This is a genomic window from Pseudomonas sp. PA-4-8C (assembly GCF_021606625.1).
GTDB lineage: Bacteria > Pseudomonadota > Gammaproteobacteria > Pseudomonadales > Pseudomonadaceae > Aquipseudomonas > Aquipseudomonas lactis.
Genome location: NZ_WKCD01000092.1, coordinates 1 through 18,941 on the forward strand (window position 1 = coordinate 1; position 18,941 = coordinate 18,941).

Sequence of the window (18,941 nt, forward strand, 5' to 3'; positions counted from 1 at the left end):
AAGGTATTGTTCAAATCCTTGTCGATCTGCTGCATCAGCCGCTCGCGCTGGCCATTCAACATGCCTTGTGCCTGGCCACCGCCTAGCAAGCCGGGGATCATCTGGCTCAAGCTGTCGGCCGCCACGCCCGCAATCGCCAGGCTGACCTCGGCACCGGCCTCGCGGGCGGGCAGGGCCTGGGCCAGGTGGCCGATGATCAGGCTGCGGGTGGCATCGGCTTCGAGTTTGGGCAGGCCCTGGGCGTTTTTCGCCAATTGGTCGCGGCGCGTGGCCAGCAACTCGGCGGCGACAATCTTGCGGCCCAGGGGCGATTGGAAAAACGCCAGGGCAGGTTTCGGGTCGGGCAAGTGCTTGCGCAGTTGCGCCTCGGCACGCTGGTCCATGGCCTGGGCGGCAAAGCGTTTATTGCTGTTGTCCACCAGCGCCTGGTACACCACTGGCGGCAGGCTATTGCGGTAGCGCTGCTGGGCGGCACTGAGGGCGTCATTGAAGTGCGCACGTTGTTCGGCCCAGCCGGCGACCTTATACAACTGGTCATGGCCGTCTGCCCAGGCGGGCAAAACGCAGAACATCAACACAGAAAAAAACAAACGACGCATAAGGACTCCTGTCAGTCGGCCACTATTGTCCGTGTCGGGCGTAGGATTTGTCGAGAAGTCCTATCAGTCACCTGACTAAAGTGTATTCGGACGCTCAACGGCGCTGTCGGATTTTCAGGCGTATGGATACTATGCGCGCCATGCAAATACCCCTCGATCACCCGCTGCTGCAACGCATCGTCGACGACCTGGCCGAAAAAGGCTGGTCGCAGCAAAATGGCTTCCTGCCCCAGGCTCTGACCCTGGAGCTGGCGGCTGAGTGCCGTAAACGTGCGGCGCAGGGTGAATTGGCGCCCGCAGCGGTAGGGCGTGGGCCGGCCCAGGAGATTCGCGAAGGCATTCGCGGTGACCATATCCAGTGGCTGGAGGAGGGTGACGCGCCTATCTGCGACACCTATATGGGCGTGATGGACGGCCTGCGCCTGGCGATGAATCGCAGCCTGTTCCTGGGCCTGGAAGATTTCGAAAGCCACTTTGCGATGTACCCGCCGGGGGCGTTTTACCTCAAGCATGTAGACCGTTTTCGCGACGACGACCGGCGCATGGTCTCGGCGGTGATTTACTTGAACGACGCCTGGCTGCCCGAACATGGCGGCCAACTGCGCATGTACCTCAAGGGCGGCGTCGAGTATGACGTGGTGCCCACCGGGGGTTGCCTGGTGGTATTCCTCTCGGGCGAGGTGCCCCACGAAGTCCTGCCCGCTACGCGTGAACGCCTGTCCCTGACGGGCTGGTTTCGCCGGCGGGGTAATGAACCGTTTTGAGCATGGAAAAGATTCTGGTCAGCCGCTGCCTGCTCGGGCACAAGGTGCGCTATGACGGCGGGGCCAGCGGCCCGTTCGACCAACTGGCAGCGTGGCAAGCTGAAGGTCGCGTGGTTGCCATCTGCCCGGAAGTGGCGGGCGGCTTGCCCACACCGCGGTCATCGGCCGAAATCCCAGGCGGGCAGGGCATCGACGTGTGGGAAGGCCGCGCCCAGGTGCTGACGGCCGAGGGCGAAGACTTCACCAGCGCCTTTCTCGACGGTGCCCGCCAGGCCTTGGCGCTGGTGCAACGCCATCACATCCGCATCGCCATTCTCAAGGCCAACAGCCCATCCTGCGGCAACCTGTTGACCTATGACGGCACCTTCAGTGGGGTGAAGGTCAGTGGCGAAGGCGTCACGGCGGCGCTGCTCAAGCGCCATGGTGTGCAGGTGTTCAGTGAGCTGCAGTTGCCAGAGGCGGCGGTGGCCCTCACCCGGCTTTAGAAACTTGCATAAATCAAATGTGGGAGCAGGCAAGCCAGCTCCCACATTTACTGCACCTCAAACCACTTCTTTGTCAGCGCCTTCAACCGGCCATCGTCCGTCACCCGCTTCAACGCCCCATTCAAACTGCTTTTGAACGCCGGGTTGCCCTTCTGGAACGGGATCGCCAATTGCGGCTTCTGGTGATAAGCCTCACTGAAATCGAAACGATCCTCAAGCTCGGCAGTCATAGCGATATGGTTAATGGCCACGTCGTACTTGCCGGTTTCCACGCCGGAAAGCAGGTCAGCGTTATCGGTGGTGATAAACGAGGAGCGCACCTCCATTTCCTTGGCCAGCAGTTCACCCAGCTCCACTTCAAAGCCTGCGAGTTTGTCGCCCTCTTTGAAATTGTACGGCGGGGTGTTGGCTTCCAGGGCGATGCGCAGTTCACCGCGATCGTTGACGTCGTCAATCAGTTCGGCATGAGCCAAGGGGCTCAGAAGAGCAAGCAGCAGCAACAGGCCAGGCGAAAAGCGCATGGTCACTCCTAAAGAATTCGTACAGGCGAGGCGCCGTTGAGCATCGTTTTGCTATGGTGTCGGGTGCCTTGGACCGCAATTTATCGCGAAGTTGTCATAACCCTACAGATTTCACAGAAAAACTGGAGAAGCGAATGAAAGCCCTTTTGTCCCGTGCAACGATTGCCAGCCTTTTGCTGGGTACCTCGATGTTGGCCAGCGCCGCAGACCTTCCGCGTACACCTGCACCTGAAGGCGCGGAAGTGTTTATCGTCTCGCCGAAAGATGGCGCCACCGTTGATAAAACCTTCACCGTCAAATTCGGCGTCAAGAAGCTGGACCTGGAGCCGATCGACAAGCAAGTGCCTAACGCCGGTCACCACCACCTGCTGGTAGACCAGGAAGTGGGGGCGCTCAACGCCAACGAGGCGATCCCAGCCACCGCCACCTCAATTCACTTCGGCAAGGCGCAAACCGAAACCGAGCTGACCCTGACGCCAGGCAAGCACACCCTGCAACTGGTGGCCGGCGACAACGTGCATCGCCAGTTCGAACCCACTGTTGCATCGAAAGTGATCACTGTTAACGTCAAATAAAAAACGGGAGCCCTTTGCGGGGCTCCCGTTTTTTATTGGTAGGAGCGAGCTTGCTCGCGAAGAACCTGAGGGCGCCGCGTTTAATCAGGCTAAACGCGTCATCGTTGACGTTCTTCGCGAGCAAGCTCGCTCCTACTAGAACAACACGCGGCTACGAATAGTGCCGTTGATGTGCTGCAGCTTCTCTTGCGCCAGGTCCGAGTACTCGGCGTCGACGTCGATCACCACGTAGCCGACCTTCTCGTTGGTCTGCAGGAACTGACCGGAGATGTTGATGCCGTTTTCCGCGAAGACCTTGTTGATCTCCATCATCACGCCAGGGATGTTCTGGTGGATGTGCAGCAGGCGGTGCTTGCCCGGGTGAGCCGGCAGGGCTACTTCCGGGAAGTTGACCGACGATACCGAAGTACCGTTGTCGCTGTACTTGACCAGCTTTTCCGAGACTTCCAGGCCGATGTTGGCTTGGGCTTCAGCGGTGGAACCACCGATGTGCGGGGTCAGGATCACGTTGTCCAGGCCACGTAGCGGGCTTTCGAAGATGTCATCGTTGGAGCGCGGCTCCACCGGGAACACGTCGATGGCAGCGCCGATCAGGTGCTTGTCCTTGATCGCGTCGGCCAGGGCATCCAGCTCGACCACGGTGCCGCGTGCGGCGTTGATCAGGATCCCGCCTTTCTTGATTGCGCGGATTTCCTTCTCGCCGATCATCCACTGAGTCTCGGCCGTTTCCGGCACGTGCAGGGTGACGATGTCGGACATGCCCAGCAGCTCGGTCAGGCTGGCCACTTGGGTGGCGTTGCCCAATGGCAGCTTGGTCAGGGTGTCGTAGAAGAACACCTGCATGCCCAGGCCTTCAGCCAATACCGACAGTTGCGTGCCGATCGAGCCGTAGCCAACGATACCCAGCTTCTTGCCGCGGATTTCGAAGGAGTTGGCTGCGCTCTTGATCCAGCCGCCACGGTGGCAGGAAGCGTTCTTCTCAGGGATACCGCGCAGCAGCAGGATGGCCTCGGCCAGCACCAGCTCCGCAACGGAACGGGTGTTGGAGTACGGTGCGTTGAACACCGCGATGCCGCGCTCGCGCGCTGCATTGAGGTCGACCTGGTTGGTGCCGATGCAGAAACAGCCGACAGCCACGAGTTTCTTGGCGTGGTCGAAGATCTCTTCGGTCAGCTGAGTGCGGGAGCGAATGCCGATAAAGTGCGCGTCGGCGATCTTTTCCTTGAGCTGGGCTTCCGGCAGAGAACTGGTGATGTACTCAATGCTGGTGTACCCGGCGGCTTTCAGAACGTCGACAGCCGATGGGTGGACGCCTTCCAGAAGAAGGAACTTGATCTTGCTCTTATCGAGAGAAGTCTTGCTCATCTGCGTAAACCTGTATCCCGGAGAAAATTGGCAGGGAGTCGAGCAGCGCAAGCTGACCCGGACGGCAGGAAAGCCGTCACCGCAGAAACGCCCTTTGGGTCTGTCCTGCGGGGGCGGTATGCTAGCATACGCACCCCGCTAAACACCTATTCCTGCGACGTGAAGCGTTCTCAGGATGACCATGAATTGTTCGAGAGTTCTGTCGATGACCCATCCTGCCCTGATTGATGAGCTAAAGACCCTGGTTGAGCCCGGCAAAGTGCTGACCGACGCCGACTCCCTGGAGGCTTACGGCAAGGATTGGACCAAGCACTTCGCCCCCGCACCCACCGCCATCGTGTTCCCCAAGACCACCGAGCAGGTGCAGGCCATCGTACGCTGGGCCAATGAACACAAGGTGGCGCTGGTGCCATCGGGTGGGCGCACCGGGCTGTCGGCGGCTGCCGTGGCCGCCAATGGCGAAGTGGTGGTGTCGTTCGACTATATGAACCAGATCCTCGACGTGAACCTCACCGACCGCACCGCCGTGTGCCAGCCGGGTGTGGTCACCAAGCAGTTGCAGAACGTCGCTGAAGAAAACGGCCTGTATTACCCGGTGGACTTCGCCTCGTCCGGTTCCAGCCAGATTGGCGGCAATATCGGCACCAATGCCGGCGGGATCAAAGTAATTCGCTATGGTATGACCCGCAACTGGGTGGCCGGCATGAAGGTCGTCACTGGCAAAGGCGATGTGCTGGAGCTGAACCGCGACCTGATCAAGAACGCCACCGGCTACGACATGCGCCAGCTGTTTATCGGTGCCGAGGGCACCCTGGGCTTTGTGGTCGAAGCCACCATGCGCCTGGACCGTGCGCCAAAGAACCTCACGGCAATGGTGCTCGGCACGACTGATTTCGACTCGATCATGCCAGTGCTGCACGCCTTCCAGAGCAAGCTGGACCTGACCGCCTTCGAATTCTTCTCCGACAAGGCCCTGGCCAAAGTCCTTGGCCGTGGCGATGTGCCGGCGCCGTTCGAAACCGAGTGCCCGTTCTACGCTCTGCTGGAATTCGAAGCCACCACCGAAGAAGTCGCCAACCACGCCCTGGAAACCTTCGAGCATTGCGTGGAGCAAGGCTGGGTGCTGGATGGCGTGATGAGCCAGAGCGAAACCCAGCTGCACAACCTGTGGAAACTGCGCGAGTACATCTCCGAAACCATTTCCCACTGGACGCCGTACAAGAACGACATCTCGGTGACTGTCTCGAAAGTGCCGGCGTTCCTGAGCGAAATTGACGCGATCGTCGGTGAACACTACCCGGACTTCGAAATCGTCTGGTTTGGCCATATCGGTGACGGCAACCTGCACCTGAACATCCTCAAGCCGGAAAACCTGAGCAAGGATGAGTTCTTCGCCAAGTGCGCCACCGTGAATAAGTGGGTGTTCGAGACCGTCGCCAAGTACAACGGCTCGATCTCCGCCGAGCACGGGGTGGGCATGACCAAGCGCGATTACCTGACCTACAGCCGTTCACCGGTTGAAATCGAATACATGAAGGCCGTTAAAGCGGTGTTTGACCCTAACGGGATCATGAACCCCGGCAAGATCTTCGCTGTTTAATCGCACCTGAAGGAGTCGTTCCATGAGCTACCAGCACAAGTATGTCGACGGCACCAACATCCACTTCCCGGTGGGTAAAGTGGTGTGCATCGGGCGTAACTACGCCGAACACGCCAAGGAACTGGACAACCCGGTGCCCACCGAGCCGCTGCTGTTCATCAAGCCGGGCAGCTGCGTGGTGCCGTTGGAAGGCGGTTTTGCCATACCGACCGAACGTGGTTCGGTGCACTACGAAGCGGAAATCGCCGTGTTGATCGGCAAGCCTTTGTCCGCCAAGCCGAGCCGGGAAGAAGTGCTGGACGCCATCTCCGGCTTCGCCCCGGCCCTGGACCTGACCCTGCGCGACAAACAGGCCGAGCTCAAAGCCAAGGGCCTGCCGTGGGAAATCGCCAAGTCGTTCGATGGCGCGGCGGTGATTGCGCCCTTCGTGGTCAGCAGTACCTTTGCGGACATGGCCGATATCGGCATTCGCCTGAGCATCAACGGCGAAGTGCGCCAGGACGGCAACAGCGCTCAGATGCTCAACCCGATTGTGCCGATGATTCAGTACATGGCAGGTTGCTTCTCCCTGCAAGCGGGCGACGTGATCCTGACCGGCACCCCGGCGGGCGTTGGCCCGTTGAATGTGGGGGATGAAGTGGTGTTGGAGCTGGCGGGTGTGAATCGCTTCGAAAGCGTTGTGCGCTAAGTAGCCGGCACACTGCGATCAAACTGTGGGAGCGGGCTTGCCCGCGATTGAGGGCGTTCAGTCAACTGTTCAGTGACTGTCACACCGCCATCGCGGGCAAGCCCGCTCCCACAGTTGTTTGTGTACATCTGCAAGATCCGGCGTTTTGCATTTTTTTCACACGCCATCCGGATAATTCCCTGCTCTTGCGCGCGGGTCCTTGAATCCTGTGCTATCCCCTACAGCTCACTTTCCGGAAAAGCGCTCAATGGTCGTGCCTCTGCCCACTTCGAAAACCTCGCTCCGCTCTCGCTTGTCCATGCGCTGGTATTCCTGGGTGTTCTTGGCCGGTGCCATTTTGTATGGCATCGCCTGGGCCATGCACTGGGACGATCGCGGCCTGCTGTGGGTGCTGGAACGTTTCGAGAGTTCGGCCGAACGCCGCGAAAGTGTGTGGCTGCCGGACTATCACGCGGTGATCGACGCCAAGTTGCTGCCCGGTATGGAGAAGGACGAGGCATCAGACCTGTCCTATAACCCGCAGACCAAAACCCTGTTTTCAGTGATGGGCAAGAATCCCTTCCTGGTCGAACTGAGCCTGCAAGGCGATGTGTTGCGCAAAATGCCGCTCAACGGTTGGAACAATCCGGAAGGCGTGGCAGTGATGGAAAACGGCTTGATGGCGGTGGTCGATGAACGCGATCACAGCCTGACCGTGGTCAAGGTCGACGCCGGCACTACGGCGCTGAACAAGGCCGATTTCCCCAGTTATGACCTGGGCCCGTCCAAAGACCAGAACAAAGCCTTTGAAGCCGTCACCTGGGACAAGCGTAACCAGCAACTGGTGCTGGGCGAAGAGCGCCCGCCGGCCTTGTTCACCTGGAAAAGCGATGGCAATACGCTGACCGGCGACAAGCAAAAACTGGCCAGCACCGAACTGGATGTGCGTAACCTCTCGGCTTTATCCATCGATCCACGTACCGGGCATTTGCTGGTGCTGTCGGCCGATTCCCACCTGCTGCTGGAACTGGATGAAACGGGCGAGCAAGTCAGCTTCATGACCTTGCTTGGCGGCTTCAATGGCCTGAAAGACACGATCCCCCGTGCCGAAGGCGTGACCATGGACGAGAGCGGCAACCTGTACATGGTCAGTGAGCCAAACCTGTTCTATCGCTTTGAAAAGCAGAAATAACTGACGAATTACGTCAGACTTTTCTTTATAAACGGCATTCGCCAGACAGTCCGGTGCGTTTAAGTTTAAATTCAGGTGACCTTGATATCTATTCGCCAGTTTTTTCTCTGAGCCCGCCCCGATGCGTCGACTTGCCCGCCCTAAACCTGCTGTTTTTATCTTGCTATTGCTCGCCTTGGTCGCTGCCGGGCTGGTGGCACAGCAGTTCCGTCTGTTCGAACGCGCCTGGTTCAACTGGCGGGTGTGGTACCAGCCTGCGGATGAGCGCGCCATTGGCCTGGCGGACTACCGTGTCACCCTCGAAGGCCAGGTGATCGAAGGGCTCGACGACGATGTCTCGGCCCTGACCTACGACCCTGTGCGCAAAAGCCTGTTTACCGTCACCAATAAAAACGCCGAACTGGTCGAGTTGTCGCTGGAGGGCAAGATCCTGCGGCGCATTCCCCTGGTGGGCTTTGGCGATGCCGAAGCGGTGGAATTTATCAGCGACAACATCTACGTCATCAGCGATGAGCGCCAGCAGCGCTTGATCAAAGTGCATGTGGACGAAGACACCAAGTTCCTCGACGCTGCCGATGCGGAGCAAATGACTCTGGGCGTGCACGTCGGCGGCAACAAGGGCTTTGAAGGGTTGGCCTACGATTCGGTGGGCAAGCGCTTGTTCGTGGCCAAGGAACGCGACCCCATGCTGATCTACGAGGTGCACGGGTTTCCCCATTTCAAGCCGGAAAAAACCTATTCGGTGCATGTGATCAACAACCCCAAGCGCGATGCCGGGCTGTTTGTGCGCGACCTGTCGAGCTTGCAATACGACGAGCGCAGCGGCCATCTGTTGGCGCTGTCGGATGAGTCGTTCCTGGTCTTGGAGCTGGATATTGATGGTCGCCCTCTAAGCAGTCTGTCGTTGCTTAAAGGGCGCCATGGCCTGAGCAAGCGCGTGCCCCAGGCCGAAGGGATCGCCATGGATGACGACGGCACGCTGTACATGGTCAGCGAGCCCAACCTGTTTTACGTGTTCAAGAAACCCTGATCAGAACATCCACTGCACACCCAGCGAATAACCGGTCTGGCTGCCTTCGGCATGCCCGAGGCGGCCGTTGACCTCGGCGAACACGCCCAGCTGTGGGGTGATCGCCAGTTGGCTGCCCAGTTGTGCGCGAGCGAAGCTCTTATCCACTGAGCCCAGCCTGGCGGTGCGGGCCTGGCCATCGGCGCGTGCGGTGAGTTGCAGGTCGTCCAGGCGGCCGTCGGCCAATTCCTTGACCCAGGCGATGTCGCCGTAGGGCATCAGGTTCAGGCCATAGGGCAGGGCAACAGCGCCGCGCACGCGCCAGCCGAGGCTGGCTTCCAGGGAGTCGAAAGACTGCTCTTCGTACTCTAGGGCCGTGCGCAGGTTCTGCTTTTCGTGGAACTTGTCGATGCGGTAATGGCTGTAGTCCAGGCCGGCGAACGGCCCGCTCTTGATCGCGCCAAAGTCAAAGTCATAGCCACCCAGCACCCGTGCGCCCAACGCCAGGGCATCGGTATCGCCCGTCAGTTGCTGGTTGAGCAGGATCGGCCCGCCATTGGCCTGGATGACCAGGTTGCGCTTGGAGTCGAAGCGCGTGTGGCCCACGCTCAGGTCACCGGCCAGCCAGCTTGGCCCACCATCGTTGAGCAGTGCATAGACGGCTGCCTGCCAGGTGTCGCTGTCGAGCTTGCCGCGATGCTCCAGTTTGTCGCGCCCATTGAGGTAGCTGAGGCTGGCGCCGATATTCAGGCTTGAAGTCAGTTGGTAGTCGCCGAGGGCATGCAGGCCCAGGCGCCGGGCTTCGGGGTTGGGGGCGCTGTCGAAGCCGCTGTCCGGGTTGTATTCGCCATCCACGCCGATCTCGCCATCAAAGCTGCCCACCTCGCGGCTGGCCGCTTGCAGGGTCAGCCAGCGGCGATCATGCAGGCGTACCAGGGCCTGATGCTGGCGTTGCAGGTTGTCTTGCATATTGCGCGCAACGGCACCGCCGGAAGCGGTCGAGGCCATCAGGTCGGCGTTGGTCAGTTCCAGCACCAGGCGGCTGAGCAGGCGTGAATAGTCACGCAGGCGCTGGTCGATGCGCGCCTGGCCGAATGCATCGGTCAGCACGGCTTTGTTGTCTTCGGTGGGGTCGTGCCAGGTCGAGCCGCCGGGGATTTTCGGGTTGTCGGTCTGGGTGTAGCCGTCCAGGTCGCCCAGTTCCCAGTTGGTGGCCTCTATATAAAGGATCGGGATATTCAGCGGTTCGAACGCTTCACCATCGCTGCAGCAGCCAGTGCCCTTCGGGTACTGCGGGTCGAGGCCGGGGTTGCTGAACAGTGGGATGTTCAACTCCTTGGCGATCTGGAAGGTGTGCTCGCGCAAGGAGGCCAAGGCCGGGTTGGCGGTGCTGTTCTGGCCGGCGTGGGCATACATCATGTCACCGGTGATCAGGCTGTCGAGGTTGATCATCGCGAGCATGTTGGCGCGCTGGCTGGCGCTGAGTGAGTCGACAAAGGCCCGCGAGCCACGCAGGCCTTCTTCTTCGGCGCCGAAGCCAACGATTTGCAGGCCATTTTCCAGTGACAGGCCGCCGAGGTTCTTCGCCACCTCAGTCAACACGCTGGCGCCGGAACCGTTGTCATCCAGGCCTTGTAGGGTCGGGCGGCCGAAGTAGGTATCGAAATGCGCGCCAATCACCACGTACTGGGCCTTGGTGCCAGCGGCAGAGGCCACCACGTTTTGCGAAGCCCGGCTGCCGTTGTTCCAGGTGAAATCCTGGCGGCTGATGTTATAGGCCGTGCCCATCTGGCTCTGCATCCAGTCGGCTGCCCCGGCAAAATTGGCCGTGCCGCGATAACGGCCAGGGTAATCGTTGATCAGCTTTTCCAGGGTGGTGTTGGCGTGCTGGCCGTAATCGTACGCCTGGCTATGGGTGGGCAACAGGGCACCGGCAACGCTGATGGCGAGGGCTAGAGGCTTTATCACAAGGTCTTCCTTGAGGTGAGGGGGACGTTCAAGCCCAGACCCTTTGCACAATGCGCGCCTCATTCCCTGGGCGGCTGCAAATTGGCGCATTGTTAAACGCGTGGGTCGCGTGGCTGTAATTTGTAACGGATTGGATACCAGGCGGGGCAGGGGATGCCGTGACAGAGCGCACGGTTTTGGCGAGGAGTGCTGCGAAAAGTAGCGTTTTTGTTACATCGCTTTAGAGCCGAGCGCTAACACATGTGGGAGCTGGCTTGCCTGCGATGGCATCGCCTCGGTATCCATTGATACACCGAGTCGTCTGCATCGCGGGCAAGCCCGGCTCCCACAGGGTCAGGCTTTGAGGGTTTTCACGCCTTCCGGGGTACCCAGCAGCAATACATCCGCCGGGCGCGCGGCGAACAGGCCGTTGGTGACCACGCCCACAATGGCGTTGATCTGCGTCTCCAGTTCCACCGGGTTGGTGATCTGCATATTGAACACGTCGAGGATGATGTTGCCGTTATCGGTCAACACGCCTTCGCGGTACACCGGGTCGCCGCCCAGTTTCACCAGCTCGCGGGCCACGTGGCTGCGGGCCATGGGGATGACTTCCACCGGCAGTGGGAACGTGCCCAGCACGGGGACCAGCTTGCTCGCGTCGGCGATGCAAATGAAGGTCTTGGCCACGGCCGCGACAATCTTCTCGCGGGTCAGGGCCGCGCCGCCGCCTTTGATCAGGTTCAGGTGCTCGTCGCTTTCATCGGCGCCGTCGACGTAGAACTCCAGGTCGCTCACGGTGTTGAGCTCGTACACCGGAATGCCATGGCCCTTGAGGCGGGCAGCGGTGGCTTCGGAACTGGCCACGGCGCCGTCGAACGCGCCCTTGTGCTGGGCCAGTGCGTCGATAAAGCAGTTGGCGGTGGAACCGGTGCCGACACCGACGATGCTCTTGTCGTCGAGTTTAGGAAGGATTAAATCGACAGCGGCCTGGGCCACTGCCTGTTTGAGTTGATCCTGGGTCATGCGGGCTCCGGAACGGGCGGGGAATTAACGAGGGCGGCGAGTATAACCCAACAAAACCTCGGGATTCGTGTGGTCGCCCGGCCAAACGCTGGGTTAGACTCCTTGGCCCTGCCCAACCCGTGAAGTAGATGCCTGCCGATGCTTGAACACTACGTCAAAAAAATCCTCACCTCGCGCGTTTACGACATCGCCGTGGAAACCCCCTTGCAGACTGCCCGCCAGCTCTCCGAGCGGCTGGGTAACAAAATTTGGCTCAAGCGCGAAGACTTGCAGCCGGTGTTCTCGTTCAAGATTCGCGGCGCCTACAACAAGCTGACCCAGCTCAGTGCCGAAGAACGTGCACGCGGCGTCGTCACCGCGTCGGCCGGCAACCATGCCCAGGGCCTGGCCCTGGCGGCCAAGGTGCTGGGGGTGAAAGCCACCATCGTGATGCCCAAAACCACCCCGGAGATCAAGGTCGAAGGCGTGCGTTCCCGTGGTGGCAAAGTGGTGTTGCACGGTGATTCCTTCCCGGAAGCCCTGGCCTACTCGCTCAAGCTGGTCGACGAAAAAGGCTACGTGTACATCCACCCCTACGATGATCCGCATACCATTGCCGGGCAGGGCACCGTGGCGATGGAGATCCTGCGCCAGCACCCAGGGCCGCTGGACGCGATTTTCGTACCGGTGGGCGGCGGCGGCCTGATCGCCGGGATTGCGGCGTATGTGAAATACCTGCGCCCGGAAATCAAGATCATCGGCGTGGAGCCGGACGACTCCAACTGCCTGCAAGCCGCCATGGCGGCGGGCGAGCGCGTGGTTTTGCCGACTGTGGGAATCTTCGCCGATGGCGTGGCGGTGGCGCAGATCGGCCAGCATACCTTCGACATCTGCAAAGACTATGTGGACGAAGTGATCACCGTCAGCACCGATGAAATCTGTGCGGCGATCAAGGACATCTACGATGACACCCGCTCCATCACCGAACCGGCCGGTGCGCTGGGTGTGGCCGGGATCAAAAAGTACGTCGAGACCCGTGGCGTCAGCGGCCAGAGCTTTGTCGCCATCGACTCGGGTGCTAACGTCAACTTCGACCGTTTGCGCCATGTGGCCGAGCGCGCCGAGTTGGGTGAAGGTCGTGAGGCCATCATCGCCGTGACCATCCCCGAGCGGCCGGGCAGCTTCAAGGCCTTCTGCGAAGCGGTGGGCAAGCGCCAGATCACCGAATTCAATTACCGCTACCACTCCGGCAGCGAAGCGCACATCTTCGTCGGCGTGCAGACCCACCCGGAGAACGACCCGCGCAGCGCGTTGGTGGCCAGCCTGACCAGCCAGGGTTTCCCGGTGCTGGACCTCACCGAGAACGAACTGGCCAAGTTGCACATCCGCCATATGGTCGGTGGGCATGCGGCCAAAGTCAGCGACGAGTTGGTGTTTCGCTTCGAATTTCCGGAGCGACCGGGGGCGTTGTTCAACTTTCTCCACAAGCTCGGCGGGCGCTGGAACATCTCGATGTTCCACTACCGCAACCACGGCGCGGCTGACGGCCGAGTGGTGGCGGGCTTGCAAGTGCCGGCGGACGAGCGCCACCTGGTGCCTGCCGCGTTGGCGCAAATCGGTTACCCGTACTGGGATGAAAGCGAAAACCCGGCTTACCAGCTGTTCCTCGGTTGAGCGACTACGCTGACTGAGCGGCCTAAAAGGAATAGAGACCATGGAAACGCTGACCACCCTCAAGGTGATCCACATCACCGCCACCGTATTGCTGCTGCTCAGCGGCCTGGGCCTGGCGGTATTGGCGTGGCGTAAACGCAGCGCCGGCCCGTCTGCGACCGTGCAACGCCCCTGGGCATTTATATGGCTGCTGATGGGGATATGCCTGGTGAGCATGCCGTTCACCGGCTGGTGGCTGGTGCACCTGCTCGGCTGGCCATTGGGGCAAACCTGGATCTTGGGCTCCAGCATCCTCTACACCGTGGCGGCGCTGGCCTGGTTCTGGCTGGTGGCGCGGCTCAATCGGCTGCGCAAGGGCGAGGGCGGGAGCCTGAATTTCACCCTGGTGCTGGCGGTGGTCAGCCTGGTGGGGTTTGTGGCGATTGCAGGGCTGATGGGCGCCAAGCCGGTTTAAAGCGTTAGACCGCGTCGCGTTCATCGCAGGCAAGCCAGCTCCCACAGGGGAATGCATTCCAAATGTGGGAGCTGGCTTGCCTGCGATAGCGTCATCAGCTGCGCAGTGTAATCACCGGCCAGCCACGCTTTTCAGCCTCAGCGCGCAAATTCGGATCCGGATCCACTGCCACCGGGTGGGTCACCTGCTCCAGCAACGGCAAATCATTCATCGAATCGCTGTAGAAGTAGCTGCCTTCCAGGCTATGCCCGGTTTCTTCCAGCCAACGGTTCAAACGTGTCACCTTGCCCTCACGAAAGCACGGCACATCAGTGCTGCGCCCGGTATAGCGGCCGTCCACCATTTCGCACTCGGTGGCGATCAAGGTCTCGACGCCCAGGCGTGCGGCAATCGGCGCGGTGACGAAGCGGTTGGTGGCGGTGATGATCACCAGCTTGTCACCGGCGGCGCGGTGCTTGGCCAGCAGTTCGACGGCCTTGGGGAGCAGGATGGGCTCGATGCAGTCGCGCATGTAGTCGTTGTGCCACGCGTCCAGCTGGGCCATCTCGGTGCGGCCGAGGATTTCCAGGCAGAAGTTCAAGTAGGCGGCGTTATCCAGCGTGCCGGCCAGGTAGTCCTGGTAGAACTCATCGTTGCGGGCCTTGTAGGCCACCGGGTCGAGAAAACCGCGTTCACACAGGTAATCGCCCCAGGCGTGATCGCTGTCACCGCCCAGAAGGGTATTGTCCAAGTCGAATAAGGCCAGGCGCATTGCAGTTACTCGCTGAAAAGTCTGTAAAAAGGCGTCCAGAATACGGTCTTTTCACAAGAGTGCACATAAGGTAAGAAGCCTCGTTGCCGCTGGAACAACCTTTGTGGAACAATGCGGCGACATGCGTTTGCGAGGTTGTTGCCGTGATCGACCCCGATGGTTTCCGTCCTAATGTCGGCATTATTCTGACGAATGATGCCGGACAGGTGCTATGGGCTCGCCGAATCAACCAAGATGCCTGGCAGTTTCCTCAAGGTGGAATCAACCCCGACGAAACCCCTGAAGACGCCTTGTACCGTGAGTTGAACGAAGAAGTCGGCCTTGAGCGCGAAGATGTGCAAATTCTGGCCTGTACCCGTGGCTGGTTGCGCTATCGTTTGCCGCAACGCCTGGTGCGTACCCACAGCCAACCGCTGTGCATCGGCCAGAAGCAGAAATGGTTTCTTTTGCGCCTGATCTCCAACGAGCAGCGGGTGCGGATGGATTTGACCGGTAAACCGGAGTTCGATGGCTGGCGCTGGGTCAGCTATTGGTATCCGTTGGGCCAGGTGGTGACATTCAAGCGCGAGGTTTATCGTCGCGCTCTCAAAGAGCTTGCCCCGCGCCTTTTAGCGCGCGACTGACGACGGAGTTCGACCCCGAGCCATGCTCAATACGCTGCGCAAGATCGTCCAGGAAGTTAACTCCGCCAAGGATCTCAAGGCGGCGTTGGGGATTATTGTGTTGCGCGTCAAGGAAGCCATGGGCAGCCAGGTCTGCTCGGTTTACCTGCTGGACCCCGAGACCAACCGTTTTGTGCTGATGGCCACGGAGGGCTTGAACAAGCGCTCCATCGGCAAGGTCAGCATGGCGCCCAATGAAGGTCTGGTGGGCCTGGTGGGGACGCGTGAAGAACCCCTGAACCTCGAAAACGCGGCCGATCACCCGCGTTATCGCTACTTTGCCGAAACCGGCGAAGAGCGCTACGCCTCGTTCCTTGGCGCACCGATCATTCACCACCGCCGCGTTGTCGGCGTGTTGGTCATCCAGCAAAAAGAGCGTCGCCAGTTCGACGAAGGCGAAGAAGCCTTCCTGGTGACCATGAGCGCGCAACTGGCCGGGGTTATTGCCCACGCCGAAGCGACCGGCTCGATTCGCGGCCTGGGGCGCCAGGGCAAGGGTATCCAGGAAGCCAAGTTCGTCGGTGTACCGGGTTCGCCAGGCGCTGCGGTGGGTACCGCGGTGGTCATGCTGCCGCCCGCCGACCTCGATGTGGTGCCGGACAAGAGCGTCAGTGACATCGACGCCGAGATCAAACTGTTCAAGACCGCCCTCGAAGGCGTGCGCGCCGACATGCGCAACCTGTCGACCAAGCTGGCGACCCAGCTGCGCCCCGAAGAGCGTGCGCTGTTCGACGTGTACCAGATGATGCTCGACGACGCGTCCCTGGGTAACGAAGTCAAGACCGTGATCAAGACCGGCCAGTGGGCCCAGGGCGCGTTGCGCCAGGTGGTCACCGATCACGTCAACCGTTTCGAAATGATGGACGACGCCTACCTGCGCGAGCGGGCGTCGGATGTGCGCGACCTGGGTCGCCGTCTGTTGGCGTACTTGCAGGAAGACCGCAGCACCAACATGGTCTTCCCCGATAACACCATTTTAGTCAGTGAAGAATTGACCGCCACCCAGCTTGGCGAAGTGCCTGAAGGCAAGCTGGTGGGCCTGGTGTCGGTATTGGGTTCGGGTAACTCCCACGTGGCGATCCTGGCCCGGGCCATGGGTATCCCGACGGTGATGGGCCTGGTAGACCTGCCGTATTCCAAGGTCGATGGCATCGACATGATCGTCGACGGGCATCGCGGCGAGGTGTTCACCAACCCCAGCGACGTGCTGCGCAAGCAATACGCCGAGGTGGTGGAAGAAGAGAAGCAACTGGCCCAGGGCCTGGATTCGCTACGCGAGCTGCCGTGTGTCACCCCCGACGGCCACCGCGTACCGCTGCTGGTGAACACGGGCCTGCTGGCGGATGTAGCCCGTGCGCAGCAACGCGGTGCCGAAGGGGTGGGGCTGTACCGCACCGAAGTGCCGTTCATGATCAACCAGCGTTTCCCGAGCGAGAAGGAGCAGCTGGCGATTTATCGCGAGCAACTGCAAGCCTTCCACCCGTTACCGGTGACGATGCGCAGCCTGGATATTGGCGGCGACAAGTCACTGTCCTATTTCCCGATCAAGGAAGACAACCCCTTCCTTGGCTGGCGTGGCATCCGCGTTACCCTCGACCATCCCGAAATCTTCCTCGTCCAGACCCGCGCCATGCTCAAGGCCAGCGAGGGCTTGAACAACCTGCGCATCCTGCTGCCGATGATCTCCGGCACCCATGAACTGGAAGAAGCCCTGCACCTGATCCACCGTGCCTGGGGCGAAGTGCGCGACGAAGGCGCCGATGTGCCGATGCCGCCGATTGGGGTGATGATCGAAATCCCGGCGGCGGTGTACCAGGCCAAGGAACTGGCGCGGCAGGTGGACTTCCTGTCGGTGGGCTCCAACGACCTGACCCAGTACCTGCTGGCCGTGGACCGCAACAACCCACGGGTGGCCGACCTCTACGACTACCTGCACCCAGCGGTGCTGCAAGCGCTGCAACACGTGGTGCGCGACGCCCATGCCGAAGGCAAACCGGTGAGTATCTGCGGCGAAATGGCCGGCGACCCCGCGGCGGCGGTGCTGTTGATGGCGATGGGTTTTGACAGCCTGTCGATGAACGCCACCAACTTGCCGAAAGTGAAGTGGATGCTGCGCCAGGTGGAGTTGAGCAGGGCCAAGGATTTGCTCGCCGAGTTGATGACCATCGACAACCCGCAAGTTATCCACAGCTCGCTGCAACTGGCGTTGAAGAACCTGGGGTTGACCCGGATGATCAACCCGGCCTCGGCCAAAACCCTGTAGGAGCGAGCTTCTAGCAGATCGTTCCCGCGCTCTGCGTGGGAATGCAGCCCTGGACGCTCCGCGTCGGCTTTTAGAGCGTGACGCAGAGCGTCACAAGAGGCGTTCCCACGCAGAGCGTGGGAACGATCAAAGACCGAGGCGCCTTCATCGCAGGCAAGCCAGCTCCCACCTGTGGAATGCATTCCCCTGTGGGAGCTGGCTTGCCTGCGATAGCGGTGGTCCAAGCAGCGCTAAAACATCAGGTCCACCTCACCCAGCCGCCCCCCGTGCGGGCCAAAACTACGCTCCAGCATCCTGCGCGTCCCATCGGCATTCACAATCAGCGCCGTGCTCGCCCGTGTCCCGTAACTGGGGCTGGCGATAAACACGCTCGACAGCAGGCTTTCAGTCGCCAGGCCTACGCCGGTGTCCGGCAGCTCGGCAAACGGCGCGGTCTGCGGGTCGCTCAGAATCTCCAATAGGGCCTCCGGCTCGGGGTTCTCCAGCACTGCGCTGAACGCCGCCTTGGCCTTTAGCAACTTCGGCCAGGGCGTATCCAGCCCGGCATTGGATAACCCGTACACCCCAGCCTTCAGCAACGTCGGCTCGGTGTCATTGGCGTTGTAGTGCCACAGCTCATCCCGCGTGCCCACCAGCAGGTTAAACCCGGCATATTCAATCGAGCGGCCATTCACATCGGCCAAATAATCATCAATCGGCAGCGAACCGCTGAGAAACCGCGCAACCAGTTCGCCACGAGACTTGCGTGCCGGTGGCTGGTGCGGGTCGCGGATATTGGTCAAGGCGGCAAAGCGCCCATCCGCGTTCACCCCCAGCCAAGTGCCCCCGGCCTCCTGATCGCGACCGGCATAGACATGGGGCGCATCCGCCCACTGGGCCAGCGGCAGGCTGGGGCGGGCGTAGAACTCATCGCGGTTGGCCGCGACGATCAGCGGTTGGGCATGGCCCGGTCGCCAGGCGAAAACAATCAGGCACATCGGGTGACCCCTTTTGTGTTTTTGCCACTCTACCCACAGACGCGCAGGTGTTCCATCGTCTCGAAGTTGGGCCGCGCACCTCTGATCCGTTAACATGCCGGGCTGTTTGGTGTGTATGTGAACTTCTTAATTTGATCTCGCAGCTGTAACGCAGGCTTAATCGCACATCGGCATGGTCCGGTGCGTCATGACTAAATGTTTTAACGAGGAGTCGCAATGCTGCCTTACCCGCAGATCGACCCGGTGGCCCTGGCCATCGGTCCGCTGAAAATCCATTGGTACGGGTTGATGTACCTGATCGGCATCGGCGGTGCCTGGCTGCTGGCTTCCCGGCGCCTGAACCGTTTCGACCCGACCTGGACCAAGGAAAAGCTCTCCGACATGGTGTTCTGGATGTCGATGGGCGTGATCGTCGGCGGGCGCCTGGGGTA

19 protein-coding genes are annotated in these 18,941 nt (G+C 60.7%); 12 read left to right on the forward strand and 7 right to left on the reverse strand.

Annotation, left to right across the window (positions count from 1 at the left end; translation table 11 throughout):
- Positions 1–599 (reverse strand): DUF2059 domain-containing protein (locus tag GIW04_RS15640; protein ID WP_236479045.1); only part of this gene is annotated, 599 nt, incomplete at its 3' end.
- A 131-nt stretch (positions 600–730) separates the two neighbouring features.
- Here GIW04_RS15640 and GIW04_RS15645 point away from each other — a divergent pair.
- Both GIW04_RS15645 and GIW04_RS15650 read left to right on the forward strand, forming a co-directional pair.
- On the forward strand, positions 731–1,363 hold the full coding sequence (locus GIW04_RS15645; RefSeq protein WP_003195222.1) for a 2OG-Fe(II) oxygenase: 633 nt from the start codon (positions 731–733) through the stop codon (positions 1,361–1,363).
- A gap of 2 nt (positions 1,364–1,365) precedes the next feature.
- Positions 1,366–1,848: a DUF523 domain-containing protein gene (locus GIW04_RS15650; RefSeq protein WP_003195220.1), complete on the forward strand. Its 483-nt coding sequence runs from the start codon at positions 1,366–1,368 to the stop codon at positions 1,846–1,848.
- A gap of 47 nt (positions 1,849–1,895) precedes the next feature.
- Here GIW04_RS15650 and GIW04_RS15655 read toward each other — a convergent pair whose 3' ends face one another.
- A complete protein-coding gene (locus GIW04_RS15655; RefSeq protein ID WP_003195218.1) occupies positions 1,896–2,369 on the reverse strand; it encodes a transporter substrate-binding domain-containing protein in 474 nt (157 codons plus the stop codon).
- A gap of 134 nt (positions 2,370–2,503) precedes the next feature.
- Between GIW04_RS15655 and GIW04_RS15660 the strand changes: the two genes are divergently transcribed.
- Positions 2,504–2,944, forward strand: coding sequence for a DUF4399 domain-containing protein (locus GIW04_RS15660; protein WP_120247486.1), 441 nt, complete (start codon positions 2,504–2,506; stop codon positions 2,942–2,944).
- Between the two features lie 135 nt (positions 2,945–3,079).
- On the opposite strand, the gene serA is transcribed toward GIW04_RS15660, so the two are convergent.
- Positions 3,080–4,309: a phosphoglycerate dehydrogenase gene (gene serA, locus GIW04_RS15670; RefSeq protein ID WP_003195214.1), complete on the reverse strand. Its 1,230-nt coding sequence runs from the start codon at positions 4,307–4,309 to the stop codon at positions 3,080–3,082.
- Between the two features lie 205 nt (positions 4,310–4,514).
- Between serA and GIW04_RS15675 the strand changes: the two genes are divergently transcribed.
- The 4 genes from GIW04_RS15675 (at position 4,515) to GIW04_RS15690 (ending at position 8,798) form a co-directional block, all read left to right on the forward strand.
- Positions 4,515–5,909, forward strand: coding sequence for an FAD-binding oxidoreductase (locus tag GIW04_RS15675; RefSeq protein ID WP_003195210.1), 1,395 nt, complete (start codon positions 4,515–4,517; stop codon positions 5,907–5,909).
- A gap of 22 nt (positions 5,910–5,931) precedes the next feature.
- Positions 5,932–6,597 carry a fumarylacetoacetate hydrolase family protein gene (locus GIW04_RS15680; RefSeq protein WP_034134009.1) on the forward strand — a complete coding sequence of 222 codons (666 nt, stop codon included), beginning with the start codon at positions 5,932–5,934 and terminating at the stop codon, positions 6,595–6,597.
- A 247-nt stretch (positions 6,598–6,844) separates the two neighbouring features.
- Entirely contained in the window at positions 6,845–7,768 is a 924-nt protein-coding gene (locus GIW04_RS15685; protein ID WP_014720370.1) for an SdiA-regulated domain-containing protein, read from the forward strand.
- 121 nt (positions 7,769–7,889) lie between these two features.
- Positions 7,890–8,798, forward strand: a complete 909-nt coding sequence (locus GIW04_RS15690; RefSeq protein WP_034134008.1) for an SdiA-regulated domain-containing protein — start codon at positions 7,890–7,892, stop codon at positions 8,796–8,798.
- Here the strand turns inward: GIW04_RS15690 and GIW04_RS15695 are convergent, their stop codons facing one another.
- Positions 8,799–10,745 carry an autotransporter domain-containing protein gene (locus GIW04_RS15695; RefSeq protein ID WP_120247487.1) on the reverse strand — a complete coding sequence of 649 codons (1,947 nt, stop codon included), beginning with the start codon at positions 10,743–10,745 and terminating at the stop codon, positions 8,799–8,801.
- 333 nt (positions 10,746–11,078) lie between these two features.
- Positions 11,079–11,750 (reverse strand): ribose-5-phosphate isomerase RpiA, encoded by a 672-nt coding sequence (gene rpiA / locus GIW04_RS15700; RefSeq protein ID WP_003195201.1) that lies wholly within the window; start codon positions 11,748–11,750, stop codon positions 11,079–11,081.
- A 138-nt stretch (positions 11,751–11,888) separates the two neighbouring features.
- On the opposite strand from rpiA, the gene ilvA reads away from it, so the two are divergent.
- On the forward strand, positions 11,889–13,403 hold the full coding sequence (gene ilvA / locus GIW04_RS15705) for a threonine ammonia-lyase, biosynthetic (protein WP_003195199.1): 1,515 nt from the start codon (positions 11,889–11,891) through the stop codon (positions 13,401–13,403).
- A gap of 40 nt (positions 13,404–13,443) precedes the next feature.
- Positions 13,444–13,857, forward strand: coding sequence for a DUF2269 family protein (locus tag GIW04_RS15710; RefSeq protein ID WP_034134006.1), 414 nt, complete (start codon positions 13,444–13,446; stop codon positions 13,855–13,857).
- A gap of 94 nt (positions 13,858–13,951) precedes the next feature.
- Here GIW04_RS15710 and GIW04_RS15715 read toward each other — a convergent pair whose 3' ends face one another.
- A complete protein-coding gene (locus GIW04_RS15715; RefSeq protein WP_003195195.1) occupies positions 13,952–14,608 on the reverse strand; it encodes an HAD family hydrolase in 657 nt (218 codons plus the stop codon).
- Positions 14,609–14,751: 143 nt separating this feature from the next.
- Between GIW04_RS15715 and GIW04_RS15720 the strand changes: the two genes are divergently transcribed.
- A complete protein-coding gene (locus GIW04_RS15720) occupies positions 14,752–15,231 on the forward strand; it encodes an RNA pyrophosphohydrolase (RefSeq protein ID WP_003176750.1) in 480 nt (159 codons plus the stop codon).
- 22 nt (positions 15,232–15,253) lie between these two features.
- Positions 15,254–17,533: a phosphoenolpyruvate--protein phosphotransferase gene (ptsP, locus tag GIW04_RS15725; RefSeq protein ID WP_003195193.1), complete on the forward strand. Its 2,280-nt coding sequence runs from the start codon at positions 15,254–15,256 to the stop codon at positions 17,531–17,533.
- A gap of 230 nt (positions 17,534–17,763) precedes the next feature.
- Here ptsP and GIW04_RS15730 read toward each other — a convergent pair whose 3' ends face one another.
- Positions 17,764–18,510: an NRDE family protein gene (locus tag GIW04_RS15730; protein WP_003195191.1), complete on the reverse strand. Its 747-nt coding sequence runs from the start codon at positions 18,508–18,510 to the stop codon at positions 17,764–17,766.
- Between the two features lie 216 nt (positions 18,511–18,726).
- Here GIW04_RS15730 and GIW04_RS15735 point away from each other — a divergent pair.
- The coding region (locus GIW04_RS15735; protein ID WP_236479047.1) for a prolipoprotein diacylglyceryl transferase family protein at positions 18,727–18,941 on the forward strand (215 nt) is incomplete at its 3' end.

Excerpts from the sequence above, each read along its gene's own strand:
- GIW04_RS15680 (WP_034134009.1), top strand. The coding sequence starts at position 5,932 with ATGAGCTACCAGCACAAGTATGTCGACGGCACCAACATCCACTTCCCG.
- ptsP (WP_003195193.1), top strand. The coding sequence starts at position 15,254 with ATGCTCAATACGCTGCGCAAGATCGTCCAGGAAGTTAACTCCGCCAAG.
- GIW04_RS15685 (WP_014720370.1), top strand. The coding sequence starts at position 6,845 with ATGGTCGTGCCTCTGCCCACTTCGAAAACCTCGCTCCGCTCTCGCTTG.
- ilvA (WP_003195199.1), top strand. The coding sequence starts at position 11,889 with ATGCTTGAACACTACGTCAAAAAAATCCTCACCTCGCGCGTTTACGAC.
- GIW04_RS15690 (WP_034134008.1), top strand. The coding sequence starts at position 7,890 with ATGCGTCGACTTGCCCGCCCTAAACCTGCTGTTTTTATCTTGCTATTG.
- GIW04_RS15710 (WP_034134006.1), top strand. The coding sequence starts at position 13,444 with ATGGAAACGCTGACCACCCTCAAGGTGATCCACATCACCGCCACCGTA.
- GIW04_RS15645 (WP_003195222.1), top strand. The coding sequence starts at position 731 with ATGCGCGCCATGCAAATACCCCTCGATCACCCGCTGCTGCAACGCATC.
- GIW04_RS15650 (WP_003195220.1), top strand. The coding sequence starts at position 1,366 with ATGGAAAAGATTCTGGTCAGCCGCTGCCTGCTCGGGCACAAGGTGCGC.
- GIW04_RS15675 (WP_003195210.1), top strand. The coding sequence starts at position 4,515 with ATGACCCATCCTGCCCTGATTGATGAGCTAAAGACCCTGGTTGAGCCC.
- GIW04_RS15730 (WP_003195191.1), bottom strand. The coding sequence starts at position 18,510 with ATGTGCCTGATTGTTTTCGCCTGGCGACCGGGCCATGCCCAACCGCTG.
- GIW04_RS15715 (WP_003195195.1), bottom strand. The coding sequence starts at position 14,608 with ATGCGCCTGGCCTTATTCGACTTGGACAATACCCTTCTGGGCGGTGAC.
- GIW04_RS15660 (WP_120247486.1), top strand. The coding sequence starts at position 2,504 with ATGAAAGCCCTTTTGTCCCGTGCAACGATTGCCAGCCTTTTGCTGGGT.
- GIW04_RS15655 (WP_003195218.1), bottom strand. The coding sequence starts at position 2,369 with ATGCGCTTTTCGCCTGGCCTGTTGCTGCTGCTTGCTCTTCTGAGCCCC.
- serA (WP_003195214.1), bottom strand. The coding sequence starts at position 4,309 with ATGAGCAAGACTTCTCTCGATAAGAGCAAGATCAAGTTCCTTCTTCTG.
- rpiA (WP_003195201.1), bottom strand. The coding sequence starts at position 11,750 with ATGACCCAGGATCAACTCAAACAGGCAGTGGCCCAGGCCGCTGTCGAT.